General features: G+C 54.6%; 15 protein-coding genes and 7 pseudogenes. 10 read left to right on the top strand and 12 right to left on the bottom strand.

Annotated elements, in window-relative coordinates:
- Positions 1-12: 12 nt before the first annotated feature.
- The 3 genes and pseudogenes from BCA33_RS22950 to purU all read right to left on the bottom strand — a co-directional run bounded on the left by BCA33_RS22950 (position 13) and on the right by purU (position 3,650).
- Positions 13-816 carry a DNA gyrase C-terminal beta-propeller domain-containing protein gene (locus tag BCA33_RS22950; RefSeq protein WP_368087272.1) on the bottom strand — a complete coding sequence of 268 codons (804 nt, stop codon included), beginning with the start codon at positions 814-816 and terminating at the stop codon, positions 13-15.
- A gap of 3 nt (positions 817-819) precedes the next feature.
- A pseudogene (locus BCA33_RS18610) lies at positions 820-2,516 on the bottom strand (DNA topoisomerase (ATP-hydrolyzing)); the annotation flags it as partial.
- A 279-nt stretch (positions 2,517-2,795) separates the two neighbouring features.
- Complete coding sequence (gene purU, locus BCA33_RS18605; protein ID WP_071268181.1) at positions 2,796-3,650, bottom strand: formyltetrahydrofolate deformylase; 855 nt, start codon at positions 3,648-3,650, stop codon at positions 2,796-2,798.
- A 155-nt stretch (positions 3,651-3,805) separates the two neighbouring features.
- Between purU and ggt the strand changes: the two genes are divergently transcribed.
- Complete coding sequence (ggt, locus tag BCA33_RS18600; protein ID WP_071268179.1) at positions 3,806-5,572, top strand: gamma-glutamyltransferase; 1,767 nt, start codon at positions 3,806-3,808, stop codon at positions 5,570-5,572.
- Positions 5,573-5,609: 37 nt separating this feature from the next.
- Here ggt and BCA33_RS18595 read toward each other — a convergent pair.
- Positions 5,610-7,939, bottom strand: a pseudogene (locus BCA33_RS18595) (molybdopterin cofactor-binding domain-containing protein).
- Entirely contained in the window at positions 7,936-8,400 is a 465-nt protein-coding gene (locus BCA33_RS18590; protein WP_071268177.1) for a (2Fe-2S)-binding protein, read from the bottom strand. Before BCA33_RS18590 ends, BCA33_RS18595 begins: the two are co-directional and overlap by 4 nt.
- A gap of 166 nt (positions 8,401-8,566) precedes the next feature.
- Here BCA33_RS18590 and BCA33_RS18585 point away from each other — a divergent pair, with 166 nt between their 5' ends.
- The gene (locus BCA33_RS18585) at positions 8,567-8,815 is read left to right on the top strand and encodes a YkoF family thiamine/hydroxymethylpyrimidine-binding protein (protein ID WP_071268175.1); all 249 of its coding nucleotides are present in this window, start codon (positions 8,567-8,569) and stop codon (positions 8,813-8,815) included.
- A gap of 69 nt (positions 8,816-8,884) precedes the next feature.
- Here the strand turns inward: BCA33_RS18585 and yghU are convergent, their stop codons facing one another.
- Positions 8,885-9,766, bottom strand: coding sequence for a glutathione-dependent disulfide-bond oxidoreductase (gene yghU, locus BCA33_RS18580; RefSeq protein WP_071268173.1), 882 nt, complete (start codon positions 9,764-9,766; stop codon positions 8,885-8,887).
- A gap of 235 nt (positions 9,767-10,001) precedes the next feature.
- Between yghU and BCA33_RS22405 the strand changes: the two genes are divergently transcribed.
- Positions 10,002-10,175, top strand: coding sequence for a DUF2897 family protein (locus tag BCA33_RS22405; RefSeq protein ID WP_071268171.1), 174 nt, complete (start codon positions 10,002-10,004; stop codon positions 10,173-10,175).
- A 73-nt stretch (positions 10,176-10,248) separates the two neighbouring features.
- On the opposite strand, the pseudogene BCA33_RS22400 reads toward BCA33_RS22405, so the two are convergent.
- Positions 10,249-10,503 (bottom strand): annotated as a pseudogene (locus BCA33_RS22400) (4a-hydroxytetrahydrobiopterin dehydratase); the annotation flags it as partial.
- A gap of 144 nt (positions 10,504-10,647) precedes the next feature.
- On the opposite strand from BCA33_RS22400, the gene BCA33_RS22395 reads away from it, so the two are divergent.
- From BCA33_RS22395 to BCA33_RS18555, 4 genes and pseudogenes are all read left to right on the top strand, one after another.
- Positions 10,648-10,794 (top strand): hypothetical protein, encoded by a 147-nt coding sequence (locus tag BCA33_RS22395; protein WP_254774613.1) that lies wholly within the window; start codon positions 10,648-10,650, stop codon positions 10,792-10,794.
- Between the two features lie 8 nt (positions 10,795-10,802).
- Positions 10,803-11,336 carry a translesion DNA synthesis-associated protein ImuA gene (gene imuA / locus BCA33_RS18565; RefSeq protein ID WP_254774612.1) on the top strand — a complete coding sequence of 178 codons (534 nt, stop codon included), beginning with the start codon at positions 10,803-10,805 and terminating at the stop codon, positions 11,334-11,336.
- Positions 11,337-11,341: 5 nt separating this feature from the next.
- Positions 11,342-12,760 (top strand): DNA polymerase Y family protein, encoded by a 1,419-nt coding sequence (locus BCA33_RS18560; RefSeq protein WP_071268262.1) that lies wholly within the window; start codon positions 11,342-11,344, stop codon positions 12,758-12,760.
- Positions 12,760-15,879, top strand: a pseudogene (locus tag BCA33_RS18555) (error-prone DNA polymerase). The gene BCA33_RS18560 and the pseudogene BCA33_RS18555 overlap by 1 nt, the downstream one beginning before the upstream one ends.
- Before the next feature lie 75 nt (positions 15,880-15,954).
- On the opposite strand, the pseudogene BCA33_RS18550 reads toward BCA33_RS18555, so the two are convergent.
- The 5 genes and pseudogenes from BCA33_RS18550 to dbpA all read right to left on the bottom strand — a co-directional run bounded on the left by BCA33_RS18550 (position 15,955) and on the right by dbpA (position 22,378).
- Positions 15,955-17,192 (bottom strand): annotated as a pseudogene (locus tag BCA33_RS18550) (cation:proton antiporter).
- A 178-nt stretch (positions 17,193-17,370) separates the two neighbouring features.
- A complete protein-coding gene (locus tag BCA33_RS18545) occupies positions 17,371-18,681 on the bottom strand; it encodes a sodium ion-translocating decarboxylase subunit beta (protein WP_071268167.1) in 1,311 nt (436 codons plus the stop codon).
- Between the two features lie 26 nt (positions 18,682-18,707).
- A complete protein-coding gene (gene oadA / locus BCA33_RS18540) occupies positions 18,708-20,492 on the bottom strand; it encodes a sodium-extruding oxaloacetate decarboxylase subunit alpha (protein WP_071268165.1) in 1,785 nt (594 codons plus the stop codon).
- Between the two features lie 45 nt (positions 20,493-20,537).
- Positions 20,538-20,789 (bottom strand): OadG family protein, encoded by a 252-nt coding sequence (locus BCA33_RS18535; RefSeq protein WP_071268163.1) that lies wholly within the window; start codon positions 20,787-20,789, stop codon positions 20,538-20,540.
- Between the two features lie 216 nt (positions 20,790-21,005).
- Positions 21,006-22,378, bottom strand: a pseudogene (gene dbpA / locus BCA33_RS18530) (ATP-dependent RNA helicase DbpA).
- Between the two features lie 106 nt (positions 22,379-22,484).
- Between dbpA and BCA33_RS18525 the strand changes: the two are divergent.
- The 3 genes and pseudogenes from BCA33_RS18525 to BCA33_RS18515 all read left to right on the top strand — a co-directional run bounded on the left by BCA33_RS18525 (position 22,485) and on the right by BCA33_RS18515 (position 26,048).
- Positions 22,485-23,020: pseudogene (locus BCA33_RS18525) on the top strand (DUF2058 domain-containing protein).
- Positions 23,021-23,245: 225 nt separating this feature from the next.
- Positions 23,246-25,102: a methyl-accepting chemotaxis protein gene (locus BCA33_RS18520; RefSeq protein WP_071268161.1), complete on the top strand. Its 1,857-nt coding sequence runs from the start codon at positions 23,246-23,248 to the stop codon at positions 25,100-25,102.
- Positions 25,103-25,235: 133 nt separating this feature from the next.
- On the top strand, positions 25,236-26,048 hold the full coding sequence (locus tag BCA33_RS18515; protein ID WP_071268159.1) for a TlpA disulfide reductase family protein: 813 nt from the start codon (positions 25,236-25,238) through the stop codon (positions 26,046-26,048).
- Positions 26,049-26,107: the final 59 nt, after the last annotated feature.

The following is a 26,107-nucleotide window of genomic DNA, read 5'->3' as shown; positions in this document are numbered from 1 at the left end:
GGCAGTGCTGGCTTATTCCTCGCCAGCATCCTGTTCCGGACTGTTGTTTTCGCTTTCGTCTGTTGAAGCGTCTTCGCCTTCGATATCTGCGCTTTCTACATCTGCACCTTCGATATCTACACCTTCGATATCATCATCGTCGGTTTCGGCTATTCGCTCCACACCTACCAGGCGCTCGTCTTCCTGGCTCAGCCTAATCAAACGCACGCCCTGAGTGTTCCGGCTAAGAACCGACACTTCGTCCGTACGGGTACGAACCAGCGTGCCCTTATCGGAAATCAGCATCATTTCGTCGCCTTCGAACAACTGCAGCGCGGTTACCAGGTTGCCGTTACGCTCAGAGCACTGCATGGCAATAACGCCCTGACTACCACGACCATAAGTTGGGAACTCATCAATCGCTGTGCGCTTGCCATAACCATTCTCACTGGCTGTCAGAATAACACCGTCATCCTGAGGAATGATCAAGGAAACCACGTGATGGCCCTCTGGCATTCTGATGCCACGCACACCACGAGCTGTTCGGCTCAAGGGGCGAACGGCTTCTTCATTAAAGCGAACCGCCTTACCTGCCGTGGAGAACAACATAATCTCTGCATCACCCTCGGTGATCGCAGCGCCAATCAGCGTGTCGCCTTCGTCCAGAGACAAGGCAATCAGGCCACTGCTGCGTGGGCGCGAGAAGTTCGGCAGACGTGTTTTCTTAACAACGCCCGCAGACGTTGCCATCAGAACAAACTGGTTTTCCGGGTAATCCCGCACTGGCAGGAAGGTTGTGATGCGCTCACCTTCATCCAGGGGCAGAATATTCACCATCGGCCGGCCACGGGAAGCGCGGCTGGCACGGGGGATCTCAAACACACGCAACCAGTAAACTTTGCCCCGGTTAGAGAAGCACAGAATGGTGTCGTGGGAGTTGGCAACCAGCAGCTTCTCAACGAAGTCTTCGTCTTTCATGGATGTCGCGGCTTTACCACGGCCACCACGGCGCTGGGCCTGATAGTCTTCTACCGCCTGGGTCTTCGCATAACCGCTGTGGGAAATGGTGACAACAAGCTCTTCTTCATCAATCAGATCGGCAATCGTAAGATCGCGCTGGGAGCTGGTTATTTCGGTACGGCGCTCGTCACCGAACTCTTCTACTACGGCTTCCAACTCTTCACGGATAACCTGCATCAAGCGATCCGGGTCGCCCAGAATTTCCAGCAGACCCGCGATTTTCTCAAGAATTTCCTTGTACTCGTTCTGGAGCTTTTCAGTCTCCAGACCTGTCAGGCGGTGCAGACGCATATCCAGGATAGCCTGGGTCTGTTCCGGGGACATATAGTACAGGCCATCACGCAGGCCATAGATTTCCGGCAGATCGTCTGGGCGGCAGGCATCTTCGCCAGCACGCTCAAGCATTGCCATCACATTACCGGGTGCCCAGCCTTGGGCCATCAGCTTTTCTTTGGCTTCCAAAGAACTCGGGGAAGCTTTGATCAGCTCGATCATCTCATCGATGTTAGCCAGTGCGACGGTCAGGCCTTCAAGAATATGACCCCGCTCGCGGGCTTTACGCAGCTCAAAAAGCGTACGGCGGGTTACAACTTCACGGCGGTGACGCACGAACGCGTCCAGCATTTCTTTGAGATTGAGAATTCTTGGCTCGCCGTTGATCAGCGCAACCATGTTGATACCGAACACTGTCTGTAGCTGGGTATGCTTAAACAGATTGTTGACCACAACTTCCGGGTTTTCGCCGCGACGAAGTTCTATAAAAACACGGATACCTTCCTTGTTGGACTCATCCCGCAGCTCGGTGATGCCTTCCAGGCGTTTTTCCTTCACCAACTCGGCGATCTTTTCGATCAGGCGAGCTTTATTAAGCTGGTAAGGCAACTCGGTGATGATGATGGCGTCACGGTTGGTCTTCTTGTCGGTTTCAATCTCGTGGCGAGCACGAATATAAATACGACCACGACCCGTACGATAGGCTTCAACAATGCCGGCACGACCGTTGATAATGCCTCGGTCGGGAAATCCGGGCCCGGGATAAACTCCATCAGTTCATCGCAGGTAAGATCCGGATTATCAATCAGCGCCAGGCAGCCACGAACCACTTCAGTCAGGTTGTGGGGCGGGATATTAGTCGCCATGCCCACGGCAATACCGGAGGAGCCATTCACCAGCAGGTTAGGAACCCGGGTAGGCATTACTTCGGGAATGCGCTCTGTGCCGTCATAGTTATCGACAAAGTCTACGGTTTCTTTCTCGAGATCCGCCAGCAAAGAGTGTGCAATCTTCTTCATGCGGATTTCGGTATAACGCATGGCTGCTGCGTTATCGCCATCGATAGAACCGAAGTTGCCCTGACCGTCTACCAGCGGATAACGCAGGGAGAATGGCTGAGCCATACGAACGATAGTGTCATAAACAGCAGAGTCACCGTGTGGATGGTATTTACCAATAACATCACCCACCACACGGGCAGACTTCTTGTAGGCCTTGTTCCAGTCGTTGTTCAGTTCGGACATTGCGAACAGAACACGACGGTGAACCGGCTTGAGGCCATCCCGCACGTCCGGAAGCGCTCGCCCCACGATTACGCTCATGGCGTAATCCAGGTAAGACTGCTTCAGTTCATCTTCAATATTGACCGGCAGGATCTCTTTGGCTAATTCACCCATCGAGAAAGGTTCCTTTGCGTTATCTGGAAGTCGTTTCAGGGCCGTTTTCTGGCCCCGTATTTATTCTTCATCAAGCCGCCGATTCTACCACAGTCGCGCCCTTACAGGGGCATCTGTGAGGCAGCCTTAATCAAATACCACGGTCTTGTTTTCGTGGGTGATCACGCGATCCTCGATATGAGAGCGTAATCCCCGAGCGAGAACATTTTTTTCCACATCCTTACCGAGGCGCACCATGTTTTCGATGGTGTCACTGTGGGTGATACGAATAACGTCCTGCTCAATAATCGGCCCTTCATCAAGATCCTGGGTCACATAATGGCAGGTAGCACCGATCAGCTTCACCCCACGGCCATAAGCCTGGTGGTATGGCCGTGCTCCGGCAAAAGAAGGCAGAAAGCTGTGGTGAATATTGATCACCTTGCCCGAGTGCTTTGCACAAAGTTCCGCAGGCAAAATCTGCATATAGCGCGCAAGCACCACAACATCGACTTCATATTTTTCAAAAAGCTCGTCGATGTGAGCAAACGCTTCTTCACGGTTATCCTTGCCTACCGGAATGTGGTGGTACGGGATGTCATGCCATTCCACCATACGGCGCAAGTCGTCGTGGTTAGAGATAACCGCAACAATGTCTGCGTTAATTTCGTTGCTGTGCCAGCGGTACAGAAGGTCGGCCACACAATGGGACTCCTTGCTGCACATTAAAATCACTTTTTTGGGCTGGGCCGAATCGGCGATATGCCAGTGCATATCGAATTCACGGGCAATTGGTGCAAATGCGGCGCGGAATTGCTCAAGGCCAAACGGGATAGACTCCGCCTTGATTTCGTGACGCATAAAAAACCAGCCACTATGCGTGTCGGAGTGATGGCTTGCTTCGGTTATCCAGCCATTATAGGTGGACAGAAAATTACTCACCTTAGCGACAATTCCAACCCCATCCGGGCAGGAAATCACAAGACGGTAGGTATGCTCCATGAAAGCCTTTCCTTAACTGACAAACGGGAAAGCAGATGCGCCGGGAACCATCGCTGAAAGCGGTAGCCGAGAAAAACCACAAGGTTGGCGGTACGCACCCTATAAAATGACGGGCTACTATAGCTATATGGACATTAGAAACGAGGAGCAGAGACATGGACAGAGGCCTACACCAGCAACCACGGAAAACCCGACTCACTGGGCGCTCAGGCGCTTTACGCGCGCTAACACTGAGCCTATGCCTTTCAACCCTGGCAATGCCAGTTTTTAGCCAAGCTATTCTTGAGGGCGAACGATTTCACCCTGCCAGTGCCAGCCATGGCATGGTAGCAACCAGCCACACCCTGGCCACGGAGGTGGCACTAAAGGTACTGGAAAATGGCGGCAACGCGGTGGATGCTGCAGTTACCGCCGGGTTCGCGCTGGCGGTCACCCAGCCAAGATCCGGAAATATCGGCGGGGGTGGCTTTATGCTGATATCAAAAGGCGACGGCTCTGAACCAGAAGCCATAGATTACCGGGAAAAAGCACCCACAGGTGCCACCGAAACCATGTACCAGGATGAATCCGGGGAAGTGGTGAAGAACCGCAGCCGATTTACCCACCTGGCTGCAGGCGTTCCCGGCACAGTGGCCGGCCTTGCCATGGCTCTGGATCGCCACGGCACCCTACCATTGAAACAGGCACTGGCACCGGCCATCAAACTCGCCAAAGATGGCTTTATTGTTCCTCAACGCTTTAGTGAAGGGCTTGAGCAAGCGCGGGAAAGGCTTCAGCGCTGGCCTGCAACTCAGGCAACGTTTTACAAAGAAGATGGCTCCGCCTGGCAAGCCGGCGAGCGCTTTCGCCAACCAGAACTAGCAGCCACCCTGCAGCGCATTGCCGATGAAGGCGTGAAAGGCTTTTACCAGGGCGAAACCGCACAACTGATTGTTGAAGAAATGGAAAGGCACGGCGGCCTCATTACACAGCAGGATCTTGAAGGCTACCAGCCGGTTGTGCGGGCCCCAGTGCATGGAAGCTACCGGGGCTACGATATCTTTTCCATGTCACCGCCCTCCTCTGGTGGCACGCACATTGTGCAAATCCTGAATATCCTTGAGGGCTACCCTATCTCGGAACTTGGCCACAACTCGGCTGACACGATTCACTACATGGCCGAAGCCATGAAGCTGGCCTATGCCGACCGCTCAGAGTACTTGGGCGACACAGATTATGTAGACGTGCCCTTGAAAGGCCTGACCAGCAAACTTTACGCTGAAGAATTGCGACAAGACATCAAGCCTGATAAAGCCCGCCCTGCTGGCGAAATCGGCCCCGGCCAGCCCCCAGGCTACGAAAGCCCGGAAACCACACATTTTTCGGTGGTCGACAAGTGGGGCAATGCCGTATCGAACACCTACACCATAAACTTCAGCTACGGTTCAGGCATTACCGTGCAAGGCGCCGGCTTTCTGCTCAATAATGAAATGGATGATTTCAGCGCCAAGCCAGGCGTGCCTAATGCTTACGGTTTGATCGGTGGCGAGGCCAATAAAGTGGAACCCGGCAAGCGCATGCTCAGCTCCATGTCGCCCACTATTGTGCGCAAAGATGACCGTAATTTTTTGGTGACCGGTAGTCCGGGAGGCTCACGCATAATCACCACCACCTTACAGGTAATCATGAACGTGATTGACCACGACATGAACATACAAACCGCCGTCAGCGCACCCCGCATTCATCATCAGTGGCTGCCAGATGAAATCCGCATTGAACAAGGCATCAGCCCAGACACCATACGGTTACTGGAAAACCGCGGCCATAAGGTGGTGACCAACTCGGCTATGGGGGCCATTCAGAGTATTATGATCGGAGAAGACGGCACCCTGTACGGTGGCGCAGATCCGAGGCGCAGCACCTCCTCCGCCATGGGCTACTAACCAGGCATCATGAGAGGATAGAGGTGCTGCGTAGGCGTTAGCTCAGCTGGTTGCCGACAGGGAGGCGCCGGATACGTTTCCCCGTAGCAGCGTAGATAGCATTGCACAATGCCGGAGCAACCGGCGGCAAGCCGGGTTCGCCGACACCGCCCATGGCGTCCCCGGGATTGTCGATCAGGTGCACCCTGACTACTTTCGGCGCGTCCGGCATGCGTGGGATCAGGTAGCGGTCAAAGTTATCCTGCTGAGCAACGCCATCCTTGAACGACACCTCGCTTTGCAGGGCGACACCAATACCCATCACGCAGGAACCCTCCATCTGCGACCGAATTCGTTCCGGATTGACCTGGGGCCCACAGTCGAAGGCAATGTCCGCCCGATGAATGGTCAGTTCGCCCTTATCGTCTACTTCCACATCAAAGACAACGGCGGTGTAAGAGACAAAACTGTGGTGAAAGGCAAGGCCCAAGCCACGCCCCTTTCCAGTCTTGCGCCCCCAGCCTGCCTCTTCAGTGGCGCGCTCAATCACTCGGCGCATCCGGCCCACGTCTATCGGGTACATGTCCGGATCCTCACCGTAGTTCCAGCCATCGCCGACGGTCAGATTGTGAATTTTCCGATCCGGCCCAAGCAGATCCAGAACATAGTCCCGGTGATCCTTGCCGGCCGCCACGGCCATTTCATGCGCAAAACTCTGAATCGCCCAGGCATGGGGCAGATTGTAGACTGAACGAAACCACCCGATGCGAACATGCGCAGGCGCAGGCGGGTTTTCCAGCCTGATAGCGGGAATGCTGAATGGCATGGTGTTGAAACCCATACCCTGCTCAAATTCCGCTATATGCTTTGGATCCGGGGCAAAGAGCGAGGTGATGCTGGGCGACAGGGTCCGGTGGCGCCAGCAGGTCGCTTTGCCTTCCTCATCCAGGCCGGCTTCCAGATGATCGACCGAGGCCGTATGGAAGTAAGCATGGCTGATATCATCCTCGCGGGACCACTGAAGTTTGATGGGCTGACCCTCAAACTCCTTCGCAAGTCGGGCCGCCTCGATCACGAAATCCGGCTTCGATTTACGCCCGAAGCCACCGCCAAGCAGGGTCTGATGAACGATCACGTTTTCCATGTCCATCTCGAGTATTCCGGCAATACCCTCGCGGGTCGCCCTCGGATTCTGAATCGGTGCCCAGGCCTCGGCCTTGCCGTCCTTGATCCTAACTACTGCCACTGGCGGCTCCATGGGCGCCTGCGCCATGTGTGGCATATAGTAGGTTGCCGACACACGCTTTTTGGCCTCTTGCAGGGCGGCCTCGACATCGCCGGATTGGCGGATAACTTTGCCGGGAGATTGCGCCGCCTTTTCAAGCGACTTCCGGTAAGTATCTGAGGTGTAGTCGGCATTGTCGCCAGCCGGAGCAGTATCCCAGTCGATCTTCAGAGCCCTACGGCCTTCCATAGCGGCCCAGGTATTGGTAGCCACCACGGCAACGCCGCCAAGAGGACTGAATGCTGCGGGTTGTCCAGTACCTTCTATGCGGATCACCTTTTTGACGCCGGCAACTTTCAGTGCATCGGCGTCATCAACACTTTTCACCTTGGCGCCGTAGACTGGTGGACGAGCCACGACCGCGTAAAGGGTATTCTCCAAGTCGATATCGGCGCCAAAAATCGCCTTGCCGGTGACAATGTCTTCACCATCAATGGCTTTGGGGTGGGCGGATTTCAGTTCACCGTTGATCAGCCGGATTCCTTGCCGATAAAGCGCAGCTCGCTGTCGGACTTCAGAACCAGGGCATCCCGACCGGGGACATCCAGCTCTCTCGCGGCTTCTGCAAGATCGCCAAAGCCAAGTTCCCGGCCTGAGGCTGGATGCACGACCTTGTGGATCCCGGTTTGCACCTCATGTACCGGTACATTCCACTGATTGGCTGCGGCCTGCTCAAGCATCAGTCTCGCCGCAGCTGCAGCCCGTCGCATAGGCTCATACCAGTGGCGCATGCTACGGGAGCCATCGGTATTCTGGTTGCCGTACTTGTCTTGATCCGCATTCGCCTGCTGCGCCCGAGCCTGATCCCAGTCGGCACCCAACTCATCGGCAGCCACCATGGCCAAACTTGTACGGATACCCTGTCCCATTTCGGCACGATTGTTGAAGATGGTGACCAGACCGTCGGAATCTATGTGGATAAACACATTGGGGTTATCAATCCAGCCACCGGGCATGGCGCCAGCGCCAAACTGGGCCTGTTCATTGGCCAGTCCCAAATCCCAACGGGCGGCTAACAAAAGCGCAGAGCCCCCGGCCAATCCTTTCAAAAGACCGCGACGACTGACATTAGCGAGTAACAGCGTGTCGTTTGATCGGCTCATGAGCTGGCCTCCTCTTTGTCTGCGGCCCGTTCAATAGCTGCCAGGATGCGATTGTAGGTGCCACACCGACACAGGTTGCCCGCCATGGCATCGACAATTTCCTGGGTTTGTGGTGCTGGGGTTTTCTTAAGTAGCGCCGTGGCGTTCATGATTTGGCCACCCTGGCAATAACCGCATTGCGCCACGCCCAAATCCAGCCAAGCCTGCTGGACTTTCTGGCCAACGGGATCGTCGGCCATGGCCTCAATGGTTGTAATCTCACCCTTCGCGGCGGAGACCGGCGTAACGCAGGATCGTATCGCTACGCCGTTCAGGTGAACGGTGCAAGCACCGCACTGAGCTATGCCGCATCCAAACTTGGTGCCCTTCATGCCAACAACATCTCGAATGGCCCAGAGCAGCGGCATGTTGTCTGGAGCGTCCAGCTCGTGCTCTTGTCCGTTAATGGTCAGGTTAATCATTGATCTCTCCCGTCTTATGTTGTCGGCACCCGTTCTCGCTGTCGTGATAAAATCATTTTGTGTTGGTCACAAAGTGGTGACCCATTCAGCTGTGGGCGCTGTTCAGCGTATCATGAGCGGATAAGATGGCACACTGACACCATAGAAAGAGAAACTGGAGGTATTTATGTTCCTGTCTGTGCAACTGAGCTGTTATCCCCTGAAGGATGACTACAAACAGCCGATCTGGGATCTCATCGAGCGGTTGAAGAAAACCAACCTGGAAGTCGTTTCAGGTCGCATGAGCACAGAGATTTTCGGTGAGTACGATGAGGTTATGAGCGTTCTTTCCGACACCATGAAATGGTCTTTTGAAACCTACGGAAAATCTGTTTTCGTGGCCAAAATCATGGAGGGTGATCGCAGGCCGAAATGATCTCAAGCCTGCACAACCAGTATGATGATTCCCAGAACCACGGGCTGCTCAGGCTGAAAAGTTGATAAATCAGGAGTCGTCAGTGGTTCCGGCAAGCTTGTCCTGAGTTTTGTTTTCAAAATCGCTCGCGTCGTGGCGCTCATGAAGCTGGCTTGCAGGCTCGCCCCAAGCGCGGTTCACCATTCGCCCACGCTGAACAGCCGGCCGTTCTTTAAGCTCCAAAGCCCAACGCATCACATGGGTATAAGTGTGTGCTTCAAGAAACTCGGCCGCGTCATAAACCTTGTTGGTTACCAGCGCGCCATACCAAGGCCAGATCGCCATATCTGCAATGGTGTACTCGTTGCCAGCAACATACCGGTTATTAGCCAACTGGCGATCCAGCACATCTAGCTGCCGCTTAACTTCCATGGTGTAGCGGTTAATCGGGTACTCATACTTCTCGGGTGCATAGGCAAAGAAGTGTCCGAAGCCGCCGCCCACAAATGCCGCACTGCCCATCTGCCAGAACAACCAGTTAAGCGTCTCGGTACGACCAGCAATATCCGATGGCAGAAATTTATCAAACTTTTCTGCCAGGTAGAGCAAAATGGAGCCCGACTCAAACACCCGAACAGCAGGAGTTTGAGAATGGTCAAACAGCGCCGGAATCTTGGAGTTAGGGTTAACGTCCACAAACCCGCTACCGAATTGCTCGCCTTCGTTAATGCGGATCAACCAAGCATCGTATTCAGCCTCACTAATGCCCAGTTCCAGCAATTCTTCTAGCATTACCGTGGCTTTCACACCGTTTGGCGTAGCCAGCGAATAGAGCTGAAAAGGATGCTTGCCAACCGGCAGTTCTTTCTCATGAGTAGGGCCTGCAATGGGGCGATTAATATTTGAAAAAGCGCCACCGCTAGCTGATTCCCATGTCCAGACTTTGGGCGGGATATAGCTGGAATCACTCATACTTTTGGGCTCCTTGATTGCTCTTTTTTTGATGATGAATCTGTCTATGCTGAAACTAAAATCTTAAACGGGCCAGCGAATGGAAAATCGACCTGTAATAGCTTTGCCACCAGATAGCGCTCCTGTTTTCGGCAGACACTGCCATAATGATTGGTAAGAGATGGAATGTTCCACCAATCTAACGGGAATACTCCACTATAAAGAAAACCATCCCAACAACAAGGGAGCTTGACGTATGCCAATGATAGGATGGATTTTTCTGCTCGCTGCCGTGGCTCTGGTTGCAGGCAGCCTTTTAATGCTGCGAAAATCGGCCGGCAAGATGTATATCCCGAAAGAAAAGATAGACAAAGTTCGCAAGCGCAAGGCGGAGCTTGAGGCGCAGGAAAAAAAAGAGGATCAGTGGTAAGCAGAGTCCGTTCTTGCTGCATGATAAAATCATTTTTGTGCAGCCCACCAATTGCGTGGGTCCACCAGCGTATGGTGACCTTCCCGTATTCCAGCAGGATGGCCGGGTGGTGATTCTCAGTATCGGCCAGTGCTCCAACCCTGTTGGTAAACGCCAAAGCCTGGGCGAAATTCTTGAATTTAAACGTTTTGTGTAGCTGCTCTTCACCGCCCACTGTAAGAACATCCCAATCCTGGACGTCTTTGTGCAGTGTGCGCTTCTCTTCATCGGTTACCTTGGGGGCGTCCGAGCTACACGCTTCACAGTGCTGTTCAGTCAGTCCACTCATGCACAATCTCCGAGCTGATATCCGAATTTTCTGCCTTTGCACATAGTACAAGGTGAACTCGGTTACTCATTTAATCAACCAGCTTCTTGAAATCAGCCCTTCTTAAGAATACTGTATATTTAAACAGTATTCTGAGATTTCATCATGAGCGAGATCCTTAACACGCTAATGCAGGATGCCCGTGTTTGGCAGGGGCACAAGCACAACAAAACCACTCAACCGGCAGAGCCTACTGGCTACCAGGCCCTGGACAACCAACTCGGAGGCATCGGCTGGCCCCGAGGGCCTTAAGCGAATGCTTGCTGGACGCCCCCGGCATTGGCGAATTGTCACTGTTAATGCCCCTGATGCAAAGGCTGTCACAGGCAGGTAAAACCGTATTCTGGCTTAACCCACCGCACACGCCTTACGCTCCAGCCCTGGCCAGGGAAGAGATCAACCTGGACCAGGTGATCATGATCCACACAAACGACAAAGGCGATTTTTTGTGGACATTGGAAAACTGCCTGCGCTCTCCGGTCACCGGCCTGGTAATCGCCTGGCCTGGAAAACTGGCGGCCCGCGAAATCCGGCGATTGCAGTTAGCGGCCGAGGCCGGCAGCAATGTCTGCGTGCTTTTTCGTGAGCGCCACTACGCCGAACAAAACTCCCCCGCCGCCCTACGCCTTGAGCTGGAGCCGGACGACCAGCAGGGCTTGAAAGTAAACGTAGTGAAACGTCGCGGCAGTTGGCCCGGCCAGCGCTGCTCCCTTGCCATGGTTCACCGAGCAGGCCTGTCTCCTCGTGAAGCGCCACGCGTGGTGCAGGGCCCTTGGCCCGCATCAACTCGGTAATCTTTATGCTTTGGCTGTATCTGCATTTCCCTCACCTACTACTGGATCACATTCGCCGCTCCGGTGAAAACGTGGCTGCGCTGGTGATTGTAGAGGGCTCCGGGCAGAAAGTAATACAGGCCTGCCCGGCTGCCCGGGGGTTGGGTGTGGGCGCTGGTATGCGCCTGAAAACGGCCGTTAGCCTGGCGCCGGATTTGGGCATAGTAAGAGCCGACCAGCAGCAGGAAGCTCGAATCCTGGAGGATCAAGCCCGCTGGCTATACCGCTATGCGGCTCACATTGTTCTGGTTCCGCCAAACGGTTTGCTGGCAGAGGTCGGCAGCTTGCAACGATTGTACGGGGGTCTTCCGGCAGTCTGGAAAACGCTGGAAGGCGTGCTACATGAACGCCAGCTTACTGCCTGGCCCGCCCTTGGCCACACACCCTTGGCCGCACGCCTGATTGCGCGTAACGGCAAGGGGGAGCCCACATACGACAACAGCCATATTCTTCACACTCTGGGCAAAATGCCTCTGTTGGCTGCGGAGTTTGACGGGCGCACCTGCTCCCGCCTGCAGCGGCTTGGCCTGAACACGCTGGGGGAGGTGTTCAACTTACCACCGGCAGAGATGGCGCGCAGGTTGTCTCCGGAAACCTTGGCGTATATTCAGAAAATTCAGGGTTCCAGGCCGGACCCGCAAGCACCCTGGCAACCACCTCACTACTTCCGACAGCAGGCAGATTTTGTGCAGGACATTGAGCAGTCACAGGGGCTGTTATTTCCATTGCAACGCATACTCTCTGAACTGGAAAAAGACCTGTGCTGGCGCCAGCAAGATACCGACTGCCTACTACTGGTACTCCAACACCGGAATGCAGAACCCACACGCTTGCGCATCCGTACATCCGGCCCGGAACACCGGGCGGAAGCATTTCTCAGCCTGATCAGCCTGCGACTTGAGCAACAGCCACTGCAAGCTCCCGTTGTATCACTGCGCCTGACCGTTAAACGGTTTCTTGGGCGGGAAGCGCCCGGTGGACAAGACCTGTTGGGCGAAAGCCAGGACTTGGACGAAGCCTGGCACACCCTGATGAGCCGCCTTCAGGCAAGGCTTGGAGACAACGCACTGAAGCAGCTCGCACCCCGAAAAGACCACCGGCCCGAGCGGGCTTGGAGCGCCTCAGAAGTGCGGCGAACAAAACGTACCATGGCAGCAACAACCGGCCAACTGCCCCGGCGCCCCTTGTGGCTTCTGAGCGGACCGCAACCTCTTACAGAAACCCCACGGGCCTGGTTTACCGGCCCGGAACGGATCAGCGGTGGTTGGTGGGATGGCCAACGAGTACACCGGGATTATTACATTGCCCAATTGAATAGCGGCCAGCTGGCCTGGGTGTTCCGGGATGTGCGTGAAGGCTGGTTTGTACACGGATGGTTTGGCTAATGAGTGAGCCTTCTTACGCCGAGTTGTCCTGCTTCAGCAACTTCACTTTTCTGACCGGGGCGTCTCACCCCCGTGAGCTTGCGGAGCGCGCAGCAGAGCTTGGGTATACCGCGCTGGCGATTACCGATGCCTGCTCGGTAGCGGGCATCCCCCGGGCTTGGGCGGCATTGAAAGGAGGCCCTGTAAAGCTGATTACCGGGAGTTGGTTTGAGCTGGACAGCTCTCCTCCAGATGCCAGCGTACCCAAATTTATTCTTCTGGCCCGAACCCGCAAGGCTATGGCCAGCTTTGTCAGCTTATAACCATCGCTCGCCGGCGAGCGGAAAAAGGGCAATACCAGCTTTTCCATGGCGACATGGAAACCCATACCCTGGATGACTGCCTGTGCCTGTGGCTACCGCCCTCACCGGTCGAAGCCGATGCGGATCAGGCTCTGGCCTGTGGCGGATGGCTACTTCGGTTGTTTGAACACCGCCTCTGGATTGCCACCGCCCGCACTTTGGAATCTGGTGAAGAACGAAAACTGGCCAGAGCTCGCTGGCTATCTGAACATCTGCGCTGCCCGATTACAGCCACCGGCGATGTTCATATGCACAGCCGGGAACGTCAGCCACTGCAGGATGTACTCGCCGCCCTGCGCAATCACACCAGCCTGGAAAATGCCGGCCACTGCCTGTTTCAGAACGGCGAGCGCTACTTGCGACCACTCAGGGTACTGCAAAGACTGTTTCCCGAAGCCTGGCTGCAAGAATCTTTGCACATTGCTCAACAGTGCACCTTTGAGCCTGGCAGCCTGCGTTACGAATACCCCCCGGATCTTGTGCCAAAGGGAGAAACCCCCGTCGATTACCTGAAGCGGCTGACACAAGCGGGCGAAAAACAGCGTTATCCCGAAGGTACGCCTCTGTCAGTTCAAGCCTTGATCCGCAAAGAGCTGGGGCTGATTTCAGAGATGAAATACGAGCACTACTTTCTCACCATCCACGACATTGTTGCCTTTGCCCGCAGCCGCCGCATTCTCTGCCAAGGCCGGGGTTCTGCCGCCAACTCTGCAGTGTGTTATTGCCTTGGTATTACTGAAGTAAATCCCGCCCAGGTAGATCTTCTGTTCGAGCGTTTTATATCCAAAGACAGAAACGAGCCACCGGATATAGACGTGGATTTTGAACACGAACGCCGGGAAGAAGTCATCCAGTATATCTATCGGCGTTACAGTCGGGAGCGGGCCGCACTGGCAGCAACGGTTATCCGCTACCGCCCTCGCAGCGCCATCCGCGACGTTGGCAAGGCGCTCGGGTTTGACCCAGCACTGGTGGAACAGCTGCTGGAAGGCATCGACTGGCGCGACAAAGACACCAACTGGCGTCAGCAGATTCTAGATAAACGCCTGACCCGCAACCCGAAGGTGGCCGACCAGTTCTTTGCCCTGGTGAACACCCTGCTCGGTTTTCCCCGCCATCTATCCCAGCACGTGGGTGGCTTCGTGATCAGCTCGGGCCCTTTGAGTGAACTGGTGCCCGTAGAAAACGCCGCCATGGCCGATCGCACCGTTATCCAATGGGACAAAGACGATCTGGAAAGCCTGGGGTTGATGAAAGTGGACGTCCTCGCACTGGGCATGCTCACCGCCATTCGCAAAGCGCTGGAACTGATCAGCAAACAGGAAGGCCGACCCTTCAGCATGCAGGACATTCCCCAGGAAGATCGGGCCACCTACAACATGCTGCAAAAAGGCGACAGCATTGGCGTGTTTCAGGTGGAATCCCGTGCCCAAATCAACATGCTACCCAGGTTGAAACCCGAAACCTATTACGACCTGGTGATTGAAGTGGCCATCGTTCGCCCAGGCCCCATTCAGGGCGACATGGTGCACCCTTACCTACGCCGGAAACACGGGCTGGAGCCAGTAAATTACCCCAACGATGCCATCCGTGGCGTACTCGAGCGCACGTTGGGCGTGCCTATTTTCCAGGAACAGGTTATCAAACTCGCCATGGTCGCTGCCGGCTTCACAGCTGGCGAAGCCGACCAACTCCGCCGCGCCATGGCTGCCTGGAAATCCCACGGCGACATGACGCAATTCCGGGAAAAACTCATCACCGGCATGCTCGAGCGCGGCCACAATGCCGACTTTGCTGAACGCTATATCTACAGATCTGTGGCTTTGGTGGCTATGGTTTCCCCGAATCCCATGCAGCCAGTTTTGCCTTACTTGTTTATGTATCCGCCTGGATTAAATGTCACTACCCTGAAGCCTTCTACTGCGCCCTGCTCAACAGCCAGCCCATGGGGTTCTACTCCCCGTCGCAACTGGTACAGGACGCACAACGCCATAACGTTGTCGCACTACCACCAGACATAAACAGCAGCCAATGGGAGCACACTTTAGAAGGCCCTGACCACCAATTGCGTCTGGGCCTGAGAATCATCCGGGCTTCCCGGCAAGCGCCGCCGAACGCCTGCACCAATACCGCCCAGAAGCCGGCTACAAATCCTCCGCCGAGCTGCGCCGCCTGGCAGATCTCAACCAACGCGAAATGGAACTGCTGGCCGGTGCCAACGCCATGCCGGCCTTCGCTACCAACCGCCATCAAGCCTATTGGCAACTGCTAGACCACGAAAAGCCCACCGAGCTTTTTGCCGCGGCAGAAGACGACGAAAACTACGAGCTGGAAATCTGTAGTCAGCTACCAGAACCCACCGAAGGTCAGAACCTGCTCGCCGACTACGCAAGTCAAGGCCTAACCCTTCAACGCCACCCGCTGGCCCTACTCAAAGAACAGGGCCATTTACAGTTTTGCCTCAGCGCCGAGCAGCTCAAAACCACCAAAGCCGGTCTCCCGGTACAGGTAGCCGGCCTGGTAACCGGCCGCCAACGCCCTGGCTCCGCCTCCGGCGTTACCTTCGTAACCCTGGAAGACGAAACTGGCAACGTAAACGTCGTTGTCTGGCTGGAAACCGCTCGCCGGCAAAGAAAGCCGTTGCTTACCGCACGGCTATTGCACGTGAAAGGTATTCTGGAAAGGGAGGGGGAAATTGTTCATATCATGGCAGGAAAACTCTCGGATCTGAGTCACCTCATAAAAGCACTCCCGATCAGCTCTCGAGATTTTCATTAGGGCAGCGCTGATTAGTTAACGAGATTTTGAGCGATTAAATCGTCGTGTTCCCTAACAGTCGGTGGTGCCAACCAGCTATTCTGGCGCCGCACGCCCCAAAAACCGTTTCACCGTCAAGCCCTGAAACAGGATGGAAAATACCACCACCGCGTAGGCCATCGGCAAAATCAGGTCCCGCTCGGGGCCTGCGGGTAACGTCAATGCCAGCGCAACGGAGATGCCACCTTTGAGGCCACCCCATGTTAGTGCCAGAATGGAGCTTGAGGTATGTTCCTGGAATGGTTTTAACGCCATCACCGGAACACCCACCGCCACCAGCCGCGCCAGAAGCACCAGCGGAATCGCTGCAAGTCCGGCCAGCAGTACCGGCAACTCAAAGGTGACGATCAGAATTTCCAGACCAATCAGCAAAAACAGAACCGCGTTCAGCACCTCATCGATTAATTCCCAGAACGTATCCAGCTGTTGCTCAGTTTTTTCCGACATGGCGTATCGCCGACCGTGGTTGCCAATCATTAATCCCGCGACCACCACAGCCAATGGGCCGGACATATGCAAACGACTGGCGAGCGCGTAACCCCCGGCTACCAAGGCAATGGTAACCAGAATTTCGACCTGGTAATTGTCGAGCTCACGCAGCAGGTAATACCCCACCCACCCCAGAACAAACCCCAACACCAACCCACCTACTACTTCCTCTAAAAACAGCAAGCCAATACCCTGAAACGTCGCCTCTCTGTCTCCCTGTGCAATGCCCAAAATGGCGATAAACATAACCACCGCGACACCATCATTAAACAGAGACTCCCCCGCAATTTTGGTAGACAACGCCTTTGGGGTGTCTACCGATTTAAGAATGGCCAATACCGCGACCGGGTCGGTGGGCGCCACCACGGCGCCAAAAAGCAGGCAGTAGATAAATGGCAGCGGAATAGTGAGCCAGCCCAGCACCACCCACATGGCACATCCCACCAGGAATGTGGTGACGACTACGCCAGGGTCGCCAGTAGAGCCACCAGCCATTTCTGGTCGGCCAGATCGTCGAGATTTACGTGTAGAGCACCGGCAAACAACAAGAAGCTCAATAGGCCATTCAGCAATGTTTCACTCAAATCAACCTGCGCAATCAGCTGCTCTGCCCAACGGGTCAAATCCTGCCCGCCCAAATAGTTAATGCCGACCAGAACCAACGAGAACACCAGCGAAAATGCCATCACTGCGATACTCGTTGGTAGACCGATAAACCGGGCATTTATATAACTGAACAACGCGGAGAGACTTAATAGGGTGGCGACGATTTCAAACAGTGTCATGTATTCCTTCACTTAGCCGGCAGGATCAGGCAACAATTGGATCAGATACGCTCGCTCACTTCCACCGCTTACCTGAGTTTTCATCGCAATCGGCACGAGGTGCTCATGGCGGCTACTGGAAACAAAAAACCCCGCCAAGCCAAAGCAGGACGGGGTTTTAAGCACTACGAAGAAACGATCAGCTAAGCAGCTTGATCATCACACCCGCAGCAACAGCCGAACCAATAACGCCAGCAACGTTCGGCCCCATGGCATGCATCAGCAGGAAGTTCTGCGGATTCGCCTCAAGACCAACCTTGTTGGACACCCGCGCGGCCATTGGCACCGCAGATACACCCGCAGAACCAATCAACGGGTTGATTTGCTCCTTGGTTAGCTTGTTCATCAGCTTTGCCATCAGAACACCACAGGCGGTGCCCACACAGAAGGCCGCCATACCCAGCAACAGAATGCCCAGAGTTTGCAGATCCAGGAACTTGTCTGCACCCAGCTTGGAACCAACGGAGAGACCAAGGAAAATGGTCACAATATTGATTAGCGCGTTCTGGGAGGTGTCACTCAAACGCTCCACCACACCACATTCACGCATCAGGTTACCGAAGCAGAACATACCCAACAACGGCGCTGCATCCGGCAGGAACAGCGCAGTTGCAACCAGTACCACAATTGGGAAAATGATCTTTTCCTTCTTGGCTACCGGGCGCAGCTGGGACATCTTGATCGCACGCTCTTTCTTGGTCGTCAACGCCTTCATAATAGGCGGCTGGATCATCGGAACCAGAGCCATATAAGAGTAGGCAGCAACCGCGATGGCGCCCAGCAGGTGCGGCGCAAGAATGCTCGACACGTAAATAGACGTCGGGCCGTCAGCACCACCGATAATACCAATAGCCGCTGCTTCAAGAATGGTGAAATCCATCACACCGCTCCAGTTGAGCAGTGCCGCACCGATAACGGTACCGAAAATACCGAACTGAGCAGCCGCGCCAAGCAGCAGTGTTTTAGGGTTCGCCAGCAATGGACCGAAGTCCGTCATGGCACCCACACCCATGAAGATGATCAACGGAGCGGCACCACTGGCGATCGAAACCGTATAGAAGTTGTAAAGCATACCGTTGGTGTAACCCAGAGTCTGAGCAACAACACCGGCCTGCTGAACCGTCGCATAATCTGCGACCTTATAAGCCTCCTTGAAGGTACCCAGCACCTCTGGGGTGACCACCTGACCCGCCTGGAAGCCTACATCCAGAACGCTCGCAAGCGCTAAGAGCGCATCCGGGTTCGCGACATGAATGGCATTTTCTGCGGCAGACAGGGCGAGCCCAGCCTCCGGGATATTCGCCAAAATGCCACCAAACCCGATGGGGATCAGTAGCAATGGCTCAAAGCCCTTGCGAATCGCAAGGAACAGCAGGAGCAAACCGACACAGATCATGAAGAACTGGCCGATTGATAGATTAAACAGGCCACTGCCTGTCCACAACGTCATTATTTTATCCATGGAATGCTGGCCCTTTATGCGATTGTCAGCATTTCATCATCAGGAGCGACGGCGTCACCAACCTTGATGAAGACTTCACCGACAGTGCCGGCCTTTGGTGCGCGAATCTCAGTTTCCATTTTCATGGCTTCCAAAATGATCAGCACATCGCCTTCTTCAACGGCCTCGCCCGGTGAAACCAACACTTTGAAAATGTTGCCACCCAGCGGCGCAACTACAGGTTCGCCTTCTCCCGCAGCCGGAACTGGCGCCGCAGTCTCAGACGAAGTGGAAGCCCCACCTTCACCCTGAATCTGGGAAATCTCACCACCTTCAGAGACCGCAACCACGAACTTCTTGCCGTTAACATCAACGGTGTAAGTTTCCGGGCCACTGGACTGCTTGGCAGGCGCTGCATCGGCAGCCGTTGGAACCGGCTCAAACGCGTCGGCGTTTCCGCGATTTTCCAAAAATTTCAGGCCAATCTGCGGGAACAGCGCATAAGTCAGAACGTCATCAACGGTGTTATCCGCCAGCTTGATACCTTTCTCGTCCGCGAGCTTTTTCAGCTCGTCGGTCAGCTTGTCCATTTCAGGTTCAATATTGTCGGCTGGGCGGCAAGTAATCGCTTCTTTCCCATCCAGAACCCGCTCTTGCAGCTCCTTATTGAACGGCGCCGGCGCGGAGCCGTATTCACCCTTCAGGATCGCAGAGGTTTCCTTGGAAATGGACTTATAACGCTCACCGGTCAGAACGTTCAGTACGGCCTGGGTGCCAACAATCTGGGAGGTCGGCGTTACCAGCGGGATGAACCCCAGATCTTCACGAACCTTGGGAATCTCGGCCAGTACTTCATCGAATCTGTCCGCAGCGTTCTGCTCTTTGAGCTGGCCTTCCATGTTGGTCAGCATGCCGCCAGGCACCTGAGCAATCAGGATGCGGGAATCGGTACCACGAAGGCTACCTTCAAACTTGGCGTACTTCTTACGAACTTCGCGGAAGTAGCTGGCAATTTCTTCAAGCAAATTCAGGTCAAGGCCGGTATCACGGTCTGTACCTTCAAGGATGGCAACGATTGCCTCAGTGGGCGAATGGCCATAAGTCATGCTCATTGAAGAGATGGCCGTATCCACGTTATCAATGCCAGCTTCCGCTGCCTTGAGGGCTGTGGCGGTAGACATGCCCGTAGTCGCGTGACACTGCATGTGAATCGGGATATCCAGCTCTTTCTTCAGGCGGCTAACCAGGTCAAAGGCCACGTACGGTTTAAGAATGCCCGCCATGTCCTTGATAGCAATGGAGTCTGCCCCCATGTCTGCAACTTCTTTTGCCAGCTCAACCCACATTTCAACGGTGTGCACCGGGCTGGTGGTATATGAAATCGTACCCTGTGCATGCTTGCCGGTTTTACGGACGGCCTTGATAGCAGTCGCAAGATTGCGGGGGTCGTTCATGGCGTCAAAAATACGGAATACGTCTACGCCATTTTCGGCGGCACGGTCAACGAACCGCTCGACCACATCATCCGCATAATGCCGATAACCCAGAAGGTTCTGGCCGCGCAGCAGCATTTGCTGGGGCGTGTTGGGCATTACTTTTTTCAGTTCGCGGATACGCTCCCAGGGATCTTCGCCCAGGTAACGAATGCAGGAGTCGAAGGTAGCCCCACCCCAAGATTCCAGAGACCAGAAACCGACTTTGTCGAGTTTCTCGGCAATGGGCAGCATGTCGTCAAGCCGCATACGGGTGGCAAGCAGGGACTGGTGGGCGTCGCGGAGTATAACGTCCGTAATCCCCAGCGGTTTCTTCGTGTCAGTCATCGTGTCAGCCTTCTGTTTAAAGGTTCTATCTAATCGGTTATCGGGTCACTTCTTGTGGCGCGACCGGAATTGAGCAATTGCCTTTTTGATCGCCTCTGCCGTATCAGGGTCAACTGATACAGGCGCCTTAGACTTGGCACGAGGTGATTTGGCCGGGGTTACCGGCTCAGGCGCTGCAAAACGGGTAAGCAGTTTGGACATAAGCAGAGTTGCGAATACCAGAATAATAAGGAACGCAAACACAAAACCCATACCCGCAACCATCAGATCAATGGCTTGTGACATCAGGTCATCCATATTGAATAGCTACCTGTTATTGATTTATGGATTTTTCCGGAAACCGACATGCCTAAGACTTAAGTCTTATGGCGCGCCGAAGTAAACCGGGAGGCAAAATCCTGCGTAATTTACCGGTTTCGCCCCCAGTGATCAACCAAAATGCAAATGACTATACGGACTTTCCGAGTGTTGCCCGACACGTCCGGCACGCAAAAAAGCCCGCTAGCCTCTCTCTCAGACCAGCCTGACCCTTAGCTTGCGACCCTTTATTTTTCCATCTTCAAGGCGCTTCAGTGCGCGCCTGACCTGCCCTGCTTCTACCGCCACAAAACATTGAAAATCAAACAAATCAATCTTACCAACGGATTTACCACTGAGCCCCGCTTCGCCGGTAAGTGCGCCAAGCACATCACCCGGCCGGAGCTTTTCCTTACGCCCAGCGGCAATGCAAAGGGTTTTCATCGCAGGCACCAATGGCTGCGCGGGAACCGAAAGCAAGATCTCCGTATCCCCCCAGGCCACCGGGCGTCCACGCTCACTCTCAAGACGATTGATCTTGTGGCCCTGAGCCGGGCTACACAACGTAACCGCCAGCCCTGCCTCACCTGCACGCCCTGTGCGCCCTACCCTATGGGTGTGCACTTCCGGGTCCCGGGCGGGTTCGGCGTTAATCACCAGTGGCAGCGCCTTAATATCCAACCCGCGGGCCGCTACGTCTGTGGCTACAAGCACCTGGCAACTTTGATTTGCAAACTGCACCAGTACGCTATCGCGCTCACGTTGTTCAAGGTCACCGTGCAGCGCCAGCGCTGAGAAGCCCTGGTTACCCAGCTCTGCCGCCAGTTCGTCGCACTGTTGCTTCATGGAGCAAAAACCAGACATGAGGCTGGCTGCTGCTCAGACAGCAAACTGACGATAGCTCGCGTGCGCTCTTGGGCAGGGATTTCGTAGAACAGCTCTTGAATATCCGTATTACCGCTCTGGGTTTGTGCCCGCACATCCACCGGATCCCGCTGAAAACCTGCACTGAGCTTGCGGATCGATTCTGGCCAGGTAGCCGAAAACATAAGCGTTTGGCGCTGTTTTGGGACATAGCCAAGAATCTCTTCCATTGTGTCTTGGAAGCCCATATCAAGCATCCGATCTGCCTCATCCAAAACCAACGTCGTGACCCGTTTCAGTTCCAGTGTTCCTTTGCGCAAGTGGTCAGCGATGCGCCCCGGAGTGCCCACAACAATATGAGCACCGTGAGCCAAAGAGCCAATTTGTGGCCCGATGGACACACCGCCACAAAGAGTGAGGACTTTTATATTCTCCTGCGCCCGGGCCATTTCCCGTAGCGCCTTTGCAACCTGATCCGCCAGCTCGCGGGTCGGGCACAGCACCAAGCCCTGGACCGCAAACAGCTTCGGCTTGAGGCTTTCGATCAACCCAATACCAAAGGCTGCCGTTTTACCACTGCCTGTCTGTGCCATGGCGATCACATCGCGCCCGGCCAAGCAATGCGGCAGTGCGCGGGCCTGAATGTCAGTTGGCTCAGAAAAACCCAGTTGGGCAAGATTGGCCTGCATGGCTGCAGACAGCTCAAGATCTTTAAAGGAAGGCATACAAGAAAATCCCGGAATCAGCGATTGCTGGTTAAGAAGGTAAACACGAGGCGTATACTATTGCGATAGAATACCAGAATTTATGACCAATTAATGGAGTTATCCCATGGCGTCCCTGCAGGATCAGCTATTAAAAGCCGGCCTGGCCGACCAGAAAAAGGCCAAGGCTATTCGCAATGAGAAACATAAGCAGCGCAAGCAGCAACCTAAAGGTGCTGTGCAAGTCAACGAAACCGAAATGCGTGCTCGCCAGGCGCGTGAAGAAAAGGCCGAGCACGACCGTCAGCTGAACCTTAAACGCCAGCAAGAAGCCGAGAAAAAAGCCATTAAGGCGCAGATTCGCCAATTGGTAGACACCAACCGGCTGGATCGTAGCCGGGGTGAAACGTCGTATCAGTCGTTCACGAAAAAAAGATCAAGAAACTGTATGTGGACGACATCATGGCCGACCAGCTCTCCCGAGGCCGGCTCGCCATTGTGTTCGTCAATGATCAGTATGAGATAGTCGCGGAGGGTGTTGCCCGCAAGATCATAGAACGCGACGAATTGGCCGTGGTTGCTCTGCACGACCGTAAAGAAGACGATCTAGGTGATGATGATCCGTATGCAGGCTACGAGATCCCCGATGACCTAATGTGGTAGTCAACCAAGCCGGGTTCTGGGCAGTCAGCACCCGGCCATTACTTTCCTGATAGCTATTCGCCCCGCAGTTCTCCATTTATGAATCGCTTCACCGGCCTCGGTAATCAATTGTTACCGTAAAGAGCTGGAATCCGCTCCTGAAAACATCCTTAATACAGCTATAACAAAAGCTACAGATACACCTCTTTATTGTATCGCGATGATCCACAGATCTAAGGGAACACTATGAAATTTGCAACCTTCTTCGGCGACATGTCCATCCGGGCTAAGCTGGCAGGCGGCTTTGCGCTGTTATTATTGCTCACCATTATCGTAGGTGTTATTGGCAGTCAAGCGCTAGAAACCTACAGCCAGCGTTCAACCATCGTAACCATGCTGGGCCAGGTCAATACAGGCCTCACAGAAGCGAGAGTTGAGGAGAAAAACTTTTTGCTGTCGGGCGCTGCAGAGAACGTACAGGCATCGCGTTCCCACAGTGCAGAAGTGCTTGGAATCACCGAACGCATCAAGCCTTTACTGGCCGTCACCGAAGACCTCAACACCCTGGAAGGCATTCAGGTTGATATACAGCAGTATCAATCGCTAATGAGCGATGTAGAACTAAACACTGCAAAGCGGGAGGAGGCTCTCAAAAGTCTTGAAACCAAAGCTCGGATACTCGGATCTTCACTCAAAGCCCACAGCTCTTTGTTTTTTGCGTCGGCGATGTTTGAAGATATGCGACGCTCTGAACGAAAGTTCCTGGTAGAGCGGGATGCCGGCAGTGTCAAGTCGTACCTTGAGGATGCAAAACGAATTCAGGGGCCTCTGAAATCGGCGTCCATAAACGTGGAAGAAAAAGAAAAGGTTACTGCTGCGCTTGAATCCTACACAAACGAATTTCAGAACGTTGTAAACCTGATCAAAGCCAGCGGGCAGCTTTCACAGGACATGGTCACAACAGCCCGCCGTGTGACCGAATCAGCGAACGGTCTTCGGGAAGTTCAGGTAAGCAAGATGGAAGCCGACCACAAGAAAGCCCGCACCCTGATATTTGGTGCAACCGCTGCAGCAGTGCTACTTGGCATTCTGATGGCTTACCTGATTACCAGAGCTATCACATCCCCCATCAATCACGCCGTTTCAATCGCCTCAGAGGTTGCCTCCGGCAATCTGTCTGTCCATATCGATAACAGCCGGAAGGATGAGATAGGTCGCTTAATGGCGGCCCTTGCGACCATGGTCAGCGGCTTGCGGGAGCTGGTCAGGAGTATTGAATCTGGCGCCACCAACATCGCGGCGTCTGCCGAAGAGCTTTCAACGGTCACAAGCCAAACCAGCGACGGGATCAACCGCCAGAAACAGGAAACCGATCAGGTTGCTACCGCGATGAACGAGATGACGGCAACCGTTGCCGACATTGCACGCAATGCAGAGCAGGCATTTACGATTGCATCCGATGCCACCAGCCAAGCGACGAAGGGCGAACACGAGGTTAAAGAAACCGTGAATCAAGTGAACAGCCTGTCCCAGGAAGTAAGCCAGAGCATGGAGATCATTCAAGGCCTGCAAGCGGAAACCGCAAATATAGGGACGGTTCTGGATGTGATTAAATCCGTTGCAGAACAGACTAACCTGCTGGCACTGAACGCAGCTATTGAAGCTGCCCGGGCCGGCGAACAAGGGCGCGGTTTCGCCGTCGTTGCGGATGAAGTACGTTCATTGGCCCAACGCACACAGAGTTCCGCACAGGAGATAGAAGCGCTGGTAACCACCTTGCAGAGCAGCGCAAAAAATTCCGTATCCGCAATGGAATCCAGTGCGTCACTGGCTTCCCGTACTCTCGAACGAGCCACAGCAACGGGCGCATCCATCGAGCGCATCACTCGCTCTGTGGAGGAGATACAGCAGTACAACAGTCAGATTGCGACCGCTTCGGAGCAGCAAACCTCGGTGGCGGAAGAGATCAATCAGAACGTCACCAGCATTCGGGACGTTACTGATCAGTCTGCCGCATCCTCCCACCAAACCGCCAGTTCCAGCACCGAACTCGCCAGGCTTGGCAGCGAGTTACAGACACTCGTATCCCGGTTCAGGCTCTAAACGGTCGCTGATAATACGCAAGGCAGGAACTCCCGCGTGACCGCGCGGTCGTAGGCCCTTCAACCGGTTTAATCACAGCCTCTGAACGCTAGGATTAGCCTGCCCTGCGCGCTACTCATAACAAGGAGCGAAAATGTTATCCGTTAGTCTTGGCCCACTAAGCTTGCCTTTGGGCCAACTTCTATTGATCAGTGCATTTGTAATTGCCCTGATTGTTGGTGCAATTACCGGCCGCAAAGAGGGCGTTCCTATAGCTGGAACTCTGTCTGATATTTTTCTGATGTCTCTGGTGGCGTCGCGTATTGGTTTTGTTATCGAGTACTTCGAACACTACCAGGAAGACCTTTGGGGCATCATTGATATCCGGGACGGCGGTTTTCACGTGATTGCCGGCCTGCTTGGGGCGCTGGCGTTGACCGCCTGGAAGCTCTGGCGTCATGCCAAAATGCGTAGGCCGCTGTCGATTGCGGTGGCTTCCGGCATATTAACCTGGGGCTCTGTGGCGCTGCTGGTAAGCTTGATGGAAAGCAGCTCAAGGGGCATTCCCGACAATACATTTACTCTACTAGACGGCACCCCGATTGCGCTCGCAGAAGTGGCTGACAATAAGCCGATGGTCGTCAATTTATGGGCTAGCTGGTGCCCGCCTTGCATCCGGGAAATGCCGGTATTGGAAAAAGCGCAGCAGAATAACCCTGACGTCACCTTTGTTTTTGTAAATCAGGGCGAGCAGTCTGAAACCATCACCCGGTTCATGGGCGAGCACAAGCTCTCGCTGCAGAACGTTCTGACGGATACCAGTGCCAGCCTTGGCCGGACAACCGGCAGCCAAGCCCTACCAACAACCCTCTTTTACGATGCCAATGGCCAACAGGTAAACGCCCACTTGGGCGAGCTGTCGCATGCGTCCCTGGCCCATAACCTCAGAAGCGTCAATACAGACTGAATCTCTTTACTGTCAGAATCACCCCACATCGCCTACAATTTATTGATAATTTATACGCA

This window comes from Marinobacter sp. AC-23, from assembly GCF_001858325.1.
GTDB lineage: Bacteria > Pseudomonadota > Gammaproteobacteria > Pseudomonadales > Oleiphilaceae > Marinobacter.
This window is presented reverse-complemented; position numbering and strand designations above follow the sequence as displayed.

Bases quoted from the DNA above. Each gene is read 5' to 3' on its own strand.
- BCA33_RS22950 (WP_368087272.1), bottom strand. From the start codon at position 816: ATGGTGAATATTCTGCCCCTGGATGAAGGTGAGCGCATCACAACCTTC.
- purU (WP_071268181.1), bottom strand. From the start codon at position 3,650: ATGGAGCATACCTACCGTCTTGTGATTTCCTGCCCGGATGGGGTTGGA.
- ggt (WP_071268179.1), top strand. From the start codon at position 3,806: ATGGACAGAGGCCTACACCAGCAACCACGGAAAACCCGACTCACTGGG.
- BCA33_RS18590 (WP_071268177.1), bottom strand. From the start codon at position 8,400: ATGATTAACCTGACCATTAACGGACAAGAGCACGAGCTGGACGCTCCA.
- BCA33_RS18585 (WP_071268175.1), top strand. From the start codon at position 8,567: ATGTTCCTGTCTGTGCAACTGAGCTGTTATCCCCTGAAGGATGACTAC.
- yghU (WP_071268173.1), bottom strand. From the start codon at position 9,766: ATGAGTGATTCCAGCTATATCCCGCCCAAAGTCTGGACATGGGAATCA.
- BCA33_RS22405 (WP_071268171.1), top strand. From the start codon at position 10,002: ATGCCAATGATAGGATGGATTTTTCTGCTCGCTGCCGTGGCTCTGGTT.
- BCA33_RS22395 (WP_254774613.1), top strand. From the start codon at position 10,648: ATGAGCGAGATCCTTAACACGCTAATGCAGGATGCCCGTGTTTGGCAG.
- BCA33_RS18560 (WP_071268262.1), top strand. From the start codon at position 11,342: ATGCTTTGGCTGTATCTGCATTTCCCTCACCTACTACTGGATCACATT.
- BCA33_RS18545 (WP_071268167.1), bottom strand. From the start codon at position 18,681: ATGACGTTGTGGACAGGCAGTGGCCTGTTTAATCTATCAATCGGCCAG.
- oadA (WP_071268165.1), bottom strand. From the start codon at position 20,492: ATGACTGACACGAAGAAACCGCTGGGGATTACGGACGTTATACTCCGC.
- BCA33_RS18535 (WP_071268163.1), bottom strand. From the start codon at position 20,789: ATGGATGACCTGATGTCACAAGCCATTGATCTGATGGTTGCGGGTATG.
- BCA33_RS18520 (WP_071268161.1), top strand. From the start codon at position 23,246: ATGAAATTTGCAACCTTCTTCGGCGACATGTCCATCCGGGCTAAGCTG.
- BCA33_RS18515 (WP_071268159.1), top strand. From the start codon at position 25,236: ATGTTATCCGTTAGTCTTGGCCCACTAAGCTTGCCTTTGGGCCAACTT.